Origin of the sequence: Polaromonas sp., assembly GCF_018780625.1 — a bacterium.
Taxonomy (GTDB): domain Bacteria; phylum Pseudomonadota; class Gammaproteobacteria; order Burkholderiales; family Burkholderiaceae_C; genus Polaromonas.
In genome coordinates this window covers 1-6260 of sequence record NZ_JADMJK010000114.1, presented here as the reverse complement: position 1 = coordinate 6260, position 6260 = coordinate 1, and the positions used below count along the sequence as shown (strand labels likewise).

At 62.7% G+C, this 6260-nt stretch carries 7 protein-coding genes, 1 tRNA gene and 1 pseudogene; 5 read left to right on the top strand and 4 right to left on the bottom strand.

What is annotated here, in order from left to right; all coding sequences use genetic code 11:
• On the bottom strand, nucleotides 1-152 hold a 152-nt coding region (locus IV091_RS10140; protein ID WP_293468275.1), incomplete at its 3' end, for a DUF1059 domain-containing protein.
• A gap of 280 nt (nucleotides 153-432) precedes the next feature.
• Here IV091_RS10140 and IV091_RS18475 point away from each other — a divergent pair.
• A complete protein-coding gene (locus IV091_RS18475) occupies nucleotides 433-1074 on the top strand; it encodes a LuxR C-terminal-related transcriptional regulator (RefSeq protein ID WP_366806993.1) in 642 nt (213 codons plus the stop codon).
• 56 nt (nucleotides 1075-1130) lie between these two features.
• Here IV091_RS18475 and IV091_RS10130 read toward each other — a convergent pair whose 3' ends face one another.
• Nucleotides 1131-1823, bottom strand: coding sequence for a Smr/MutS family protein (locus IV091_RS10130; protein ID WP_293468271.1), 693 nt, complete (start codon nucleotides 1821-1823; stop codon nucleotides 1131-1133).
• Between the two features lie 28 nt (nucleotides 1824-1851).
• Complete coding sequence (gene radC / locus IV091_RS10125; protein WP_293468269.1) at nucleotides 1852-2526, bottom strand: DNA repair protein RadC; 675 nt, start codon at nucleotides 2524-2526, stop codon at nucleotides 1852-1854.
• Between the two features lie 179 nt (nucleotides 2527-2705).
• Between radC and IV091_RS10120 the strand changes: the two genes are divergently transcribed.
• From IV091_RS10120 to IV091_RS10105, 4 genes are all read left to right on the top strand, one after another.
• A complete protein-coding gene (locus IV091_RS10120; protein WP_293468267.1) occupies nucleotides 2706-3179 on the top strand; it encodes an FKBP-type peptidyl-prolyl cis-trans isomerase in 474 nt (157 codons plus the stop codon).
• Nucleotides 3176-4171: a 4-hydroxy-3-methylbut-2-enyl diphosphate reductase gene (gene ispH / locus IV091_RS10115; protein ID WP_293468265.1), complete on the top strand. Its 996-nt coding sequence runs from the start codon at nucleotides 3176-3178 to the stop codon at nucleotides 4169-4171. The genes IV091_RS10120 and ispH overlap by 4 nt, the downstream gene beginning before the upstream one ends.
• A gap of 91 nt (nucleotides 4172-4262) precedes the next feature.
• Nucleotides 4263-5603: a serine--tRNA ligase gene (gene serS / locus IV091_RS10110; protein WP_293468264.1), complete on the top strand. Its 1341-nt coding sequence runs from the start codon at nucleotides 4263-4265 to the stop codon at nucleotides 5601-5603.
• Nucleotides 5604-5641: 38 nt separating this feature from the next.
• Nucleotides 5642-5729: transfer RNA gene (locus IV091_RS10105), tRNA-Ser, on the top strand.
• A 203-nt stretch (nucleotides 5730-5932) separates the two neighbouring features.
• Here IV091_RS10105 and IV091_RS10100 read toward each other — a convergent pair.
• Nucleotides 5933-6202, bottom strand: a pseudogene (locus IV091_RS10100) (XRE family transcriptional regulator); the annotation flags it as partial.
• Nucleotides 6203-6260: the final 58 nt, after the last annotated feature.

Genomic DNA, 6260 nt, shown 5'->3' with positions numbered 1-6260 from the left:
TTGCGCAGTTCTGGCGAGTCGGTGTGGCCATGCACAGCGACGGCATGTTGCACGGCCGCCTCCAGCAACTCCTTGTCGTTGTCGGCCGACAGCGCGACGCTGCAGTCCATGATGCTGGGGAACTCCCGGCAATCAATGTATTGGCGTGACATGATGATTCCTTTCAAGGACATGCTTCATCAATCAGTTTGAACGGCGTCTGGGCGGCGCGCCCGGTCACCGTCCCACCGCCTGCGCGCGTGAAGCGGGCGTGCAGGTAACTCTTGAGGCGAAAAGCACTATCCGGCCAACCGGGGGCGCTTGTCTTCGCGCCGGTTGCTTCCTATACTGAAACGCAGGATCAGGCAGCAGCCCCATGGCGACATGCTGAAGTCGATGAGGCAAGTTGCCAATACGCAGCAATGCGTATGCACGATCCACTGGAGCCGCGCCATGAAGCACCTCACCCGGGACGACTACGCCAGCGCGTTGCAGGTGCTTGCGCGAGTCGAGGCGCAGGCGGATAGCTGTGACGGTTTTGCGCATGCCGTGGTGCAGGCGCTAAGTGATTTCCTGGGCTCCGAGCTGACGACGCTCTCAGTCTGTGATCTCAAGGCGGCTCAACATCAGGCGGTGGGTTCGCGCGGCGGGCTCCAATATGCCATTGCGGTACCGCTTTTCAGGGACCGGCTGACACGGGTGAGCATCGTGCTGAACCGGCGAGGCCTTGACTTTGATGAGCGCGACCTTGAGCGGCTGGAACTGTTGCGACCGCATCTTGCCTTCATATACCTCCATGCATGTCATGCGCGCATGGCCGTTGCAGCGCCAGAGGATGACACGCCGCTGCCCCACATGCAGATACAGATGCCACCCGATATCAGTGCACCGGGCCTGACACAGCGCGAGGCCGATGTGATGCGCTGGCTGGCCTGCGGCAAGACGGATGCTGAGATTGCGGCGTTGTTGGCCATCAGTCCACGTACCGTGCAAAAACATCTGGAGCACATCTACGTGAAGCTGGGCGTGGAAACGCGCACTGCGGCGGTCATGCGCGCCCTTGCGATCTGCGAGCACTCACGTACCAGTAAGTGAGAGATATTTTGATTGAAAGTGCCCCTGGCCGAATGGCAGCCTGGTGCCCTCCGCCCTTACGCCAGCAGCACCACCAGCGCCCCGGCGCCGCCCTCGGCCGGCCTGGCCTGTACAAAGGCCAGCACCTCCTGCTTTTGGATCAGCCAGCCTTGCACCCGGCCCTTGAGCACCGGGGTTTTGCCGGGCGAGCCCAGGCCTTTGCCATGCACCACGCGCACGCAGCGCACGCCGGCCTTGTTGGCTTCGCGGATGAACGCGCCCAGCGCTTCGCGGGCGTCTTCGCGGCGTAAGCCGTGCAGGTCGAGCTGGCGCTGAATGCTCCAGTTGCCCCGGCGCAGCTTGCGCACCACATCCGGCCCCATGCCGGGGCGGCGAAAGCTCAGGGATTCGTCGGTGTCCAGCAGCGTTTCGGCGTCAAAGTCGTCAGAGATGGCTTCCTGCATCACGGCCTGCTCGTCGCGCTGCGTTTGCGCCGGGATGGGCGCTGGCAAAACCCGCTGAACCCTGGCCCGGTGGCCGGGCAGGTGCTTGAGCGCCAAGGCCTTGACCGGGCCAATGGTGTGCGCGAACAGTTCCTTTTCGGCTTTCAGCCGCGCGGCAGCGGCCAGGCGGGCGGCCGCAAGCGCTTGCTCCAGGCGCGCGCGGTCGTCGATTTCACGCTTGACGGCCTTGAGGTCTTTCAGGGCCCTGAACGGGCGGCCTTTGGGCTCTTTAGGGTCTTTGGATGATTTGGGGGCGGGCGCATTCATGGTGTGACCAGATAGGAATTGTCAGATGCTAAAGCAGTCCCAGTTCGGCCATCGAAACCGCCTGGGTACTGGTCACCACGAAGTGGTCAAGCACGCGCACGTCGACCAGGCCCAGGGCGGCCTTGAGCGTGTGCGTCAGCGCCTCGTCGGCGCGTGACGGCTGGGCGGCGCCGCTGGGGTGGTTGTGGGCCAGCACCACGCTGGCGGCGTTCAGTGCCAGCGCACGCACCACCACCTCGCGCGGGTAGACGCTGGTCTGGGTCAGCGTGCCGCGAAACAGCTCCTCCAGCACGATCAGCCGGTGCTGGCTGTCCAGGAACAGCACCGCGAAAATCTCGTGCGGTCGGCTGCCCAGCTGCAGCTGCAGGTAGTCGCGCACTTCTTGCGGCGTGGAAAACAGCGTTTTTTCCTTCAGTTGCTCGGCCAGCGCCCGCCGCGCCAGTTCCAGCACCGCCATCAGTTCGGCGCATTTGGCCGGGCCCAGCCCCTTGATGCCTTTGAGCGCCTGGTGCCCCGTGTGCAGCAGGCCCGCCATGCCGCCAAAGCTGGTCAGCAGCTCCTGCCCCATCTGCAGCGCATTCTTGCCGGGCAGGCCGGTGCGCAGCAGCAGCGCCAGCAACTCGGCGTCGCTGAGCGCACTGGGGCCACGGGCCAGCAGTTTTTCGCGCGGGCGGGCGTCTTCGGGCAGGTCTTTGAGCAGCATGGATAAATCCGTCCGGTGACAGTGCAGGGGATGAACAGCGGCGACCAACGCCGGTAACAAGGTAAGAGGGCCGGTAATGGGGCCGAAAAATCAGGTGCCGTTGCGGGCAGGCCCTTGTTTTCTACAATAGGGGCAGTTTACTAACACTTGTCAGCCGCCCGGGCTGGCCCGAAAGCCTTATGTCCACTCTGGAATCCCCCACGCAACCCGTCGTCCAGGCAGGTTCCTTCCTGACCCTGCATTACCGCATGGCCGCGCCGGGCGGTGCGAACATCATCAACACCTTTGACGGCAAACCGGCCACGCTGAGCCTGGGCAACGGCGAGTTGTCGCCCGCGATCGAGCAGCGCCTGCTGGGCTTGCCCGAAGGGGCGCGCACCACGTTTGAGCTGGCCGCTGGCGAGGCGTTTGGCGAGCGCAACCCCGAGCTGCTGCAATGGGTGGCGCGCAAGCTGCTCAACGAACTGGGCGACCCCGACGAGCGCTACAGCGTGGGCGATGTGGTGCAGTTCCCCACCCCCGACGGGCTGGGACAGTACGCGGGTGCGGTGCAGCAGGTCAAGGCGCAGGGCGATGCGGTGCAGTTTGATTTCAACCACCCCCTGGCGGGCCAGCCCGTGGTGTTTGAAGTGCAGATTATTGGAGTCCTATGACCAGCCATGTCCCCCAGGAGATTCTTCTGGCCGAGCCGCGCGGTTTTTGCGCCGGCGTAGACCGCGCGATTGAAATCGTCGAGCGGGCGCTGACCAAGTTTGGCGCGCCGATTTATGTGCGCCATGAGATCGTGCACAACACCTATGTGGTGAACGACCTTAAAACCAAGGGCGCAATCTTCATTGAAGCCTTGTCCGACGTGCCGCCGGGCGCGACACTGGTGTTCAGTGCCCATGGCGTGAGCCGGGCGGTGCAGGAAGAGGCCAGGGCGCGCGGGTTCCAGATCTTTGACGCCACCTGCCCGCTGGTGACCAAGGTCCATGTGGAAGTGGCCAAGCTCAACAAGGAGGGCTACGAATTCATCATGATCGGCCACAAGGGCCACCCTGAAGTCGAGGGCACCATGGGCCAGCTCGACAGCGGCATTCACCTGGTGGAAGACGTGGCGGACGTGGCGCGCATTTCCCCCTTGCAGACCGAGCGGCTTGCGGTGGTGACGCAAACCACGCTGAGCGTGGACGATGCGGCCGAGATCAGCGCGGCCATCAAGGCACGCTTCCCCCAGGTGCGCGTGCCCAAGCAGCAAGACATTTGCTACGCCACGCAAAACAGGCAGGATGCGGTCAAGGTGCTCAGCCCGCAGGTCGACATTTTGATTGTGGTCGGCAGCCCGACCAGTTCCAACAGCAACCGCCTGCGCGAGCTGGCCGCCAAGCTGGGCACCGAAGCCTACATGGTCGACGACGCCAGCGAACTGCAGGAAGCCTGGTTTGAGGGCAAGGCGCGGGTCGGCCTGACCGCTGGCGCCTCGGCCCCGGACGTGCTGGTCCAGCAGGTGATTGATCGCATCAAGGCGCTGGGCGCGGTTTCGGTGCGCAAGATGGCCGGAATCGAGGAAACCATCAAGTTCCCGCTGCCCAAGGGCCTGAAGCTCGATGCGCAGGGACATGCACTCGAAATCAGCGGCAGTCTGCTTCATCATCAGGGCTGAATGCCCTCTTGGTAAATACTACAAAATACATAGCTGCTTATGCCTGTAGATAGTGGGCTGTAGCTACTTTTAATATAAAAAATATAACACCATGCTAGATATCAACCTGCTCCGTAAAGACATGCCTTCGGCCATTGCACGGCTTGAAACCCGCAAGCACCCGCAGGCCTTCCTCAATGTGGACGCCTTTCAGGCGCTGGAGGCCGAACGCAAGGCGCTGCAGATCCGCACGGAAGAGTTGCAAAACCAGCGCAACACCCTGTCAAAACAAATCGGCCAGCTCAAGGCCAAAGGCGAAGACGCCAGCGCCGTGATGGCGCAGGTCAGCGCCTCCAAAGTCGAACTGGAAGCCTCCAGCGTCCGGCTGGAGCAGATTCAGGCCGAGATGCAGGCGCTGCTGCTGGCCGTGCCCAACCTGCCGCACGACAGCGTGCCGCACGGCCTGGGCGAAGCCGGTAACGTCGAGGTCCGTAAATGGAGCCCGGTGGAAGGCTTGGGCGGCGAGCCCCCGGCGCTCACGTTTGAAGTCAAGGACCATGTGGACCTGGGCCAGCCACTGGGGCTGGACTTTGAAATGGGCACCAAGCTCACGGGTTCGCGCTTTACCGTCATGAAAGGCCCGCTGGCGCGCCTGCACCGGGCGCTGGCGCAGTTCATGCTCGACGTGCAGACGGCAGAGCACGGCTACACCGAGTGCTACACGCCCTACATCGTCAATGGCGATTCGCTGCGCGGTACCGGGCAGTTGCCCAAGTTTGAGGAAGACCTGTTTGCCGTCAAGAAAGGCGGACAGGAAGGCGCGCAAGAGGCCGAAAGTACGGCGCTCTACCTGATTCCCACGTCCGAAGTGCCGCTGACCAACTTCGTGCGCGACGAGATCGTGGCCGAGGCCGATCTGCCGTTGAAATTCACCGCCCACACGCCGTGCTTTCGTTCCGAAGCCGGCAGCTACGGGCGCGACACGCGCGGCATGATCCGCCAGCACCAGTTCGACAAGGTGGAAATGGTGCAAATCGTTCACCCGGAGACCAGCTACGACGCGCTGGAAGCCATGACTGGGCACGCCGAAGCGATTTTGCAAAAACTTGGCCTGCCTTACCGCGTCATGCTGCTGTGCACCGGCGACATGGGCTTTGGCGCCACCAAGACCTACGACCTGGAAGTCTGGCTGCCCGGTCAGCATGCCTACCGCGAGATCAGTTCGGTGTCCAATTGCGAAGCCTTCCAGGCCCGCCGCTTGCAGGCCCGGTTCAAGAATGCCCAGGGCAAAAACGAGTTTGTCCACACCCTGAACGGCTCCGGCCTGGCCGTGGGCCGCACGCTGGTCGCCGTGCTTGAGAACTACCAGCGCGCCGACGGCAGCGTGGATGTACCGGTTGTGCTGCAGCCCTATATGGGCGGCTTGACGGTGCTTTCAGCGCCGGCCGCTTAAACAGGCCTGCCAGCCTGCTAGAATCGCAAGTCGACAAAGGAGAGGTGGCAGAGTGGCCGAATGTACCTGACTCGAAATCAGGCGTACCGCAAGGTACCGTGGGTTCGAATCCCACCCTCTCCGCCAGTATGCGTAAAGGTTTGTTGCTATTAATTTGGCAGCAAACCTTTTTTGCTTTCAGGGTCATGGTGCCCCAGCAGGCCAGCGGTAGGGCCGGTTTTTCGTCTGGCCGGACCAATTGGGCGAAAACTTGTTTAAGCGGCCACCCGCTCCACCGCCCGGCGCTTGCGGCGCAAAACCGGTTGAAGGCTTGGTGCTTTCGGCTTGGAAACCTTCACCATCGGGGCCATGCCCGCAGTGGCGGCCATGTCAATCAAGGTGTCGAGCGAAAACAGGTTTATCTTGCCGCGCATCAGGTCAGACACGCGGGGTTGCGTCACCCCAAACAGGGCAGCGGCTTCGCCCTGCGTCATGCCGCGTTCACGGATGACTTCGGCCAGCGCCATCATGAGTGCAGAGCGGGCCTTCATGCTGGCAGCTTCCTGAGGCGTGTTTTCCAGAGCATCCCAGACGCTCGTAAATCGTTGTGTGTTGGTCATTTTCCAATCTCCTTTAGAAGGTCCTTGAGGCGCTTGCGGGCCAAATCAATGTCGCGCT

Bases quoted from the DNA above. Each gene is read 5' to 3' on its own strand.
- IV091_RS18475 (WP_366806993.1), top strand. From the start codon at position 433: ATGAAGCACCTCACCCGGGACGACTACGCCAGCGCGTTGCAGGTGCTT.
- IV091_RS10130 (WP_293468271.1), bottom strand. From the start codon at position 1,823: ATGAATGCGCCCGCCCCCAAATCATCCAAAGACCCTAAAGAGCCCAAA.
- radC (WP_293468269.1), bottom strand. From the start codon at position 2,526: ATGCTGCTCAAAGACCTGCCCGAAGACGCCCGCCCGCGCGAAAAACTG.
- IV091_RS10120 (WP_293468267.1), top strand. From the start codon at position 2,706: ATGTCCACTCTGGAATCCCCCACGCAACCCGTCGTCCAGGCAGGTTCC.
- ispH (WP_293468265.1), top strand. From the start codon at position 3,176: ATGACCAGCCATGTCCCCCAGGAGATTCTTCTGGCCGAGCCGCGCGGT.
- serS (WP_293468264.1), top strand. From the start codon at position 4,263: ATGCTAGATATCAACCTGCTCCGTAAAGACATGCCTTCGGCCATTGCA.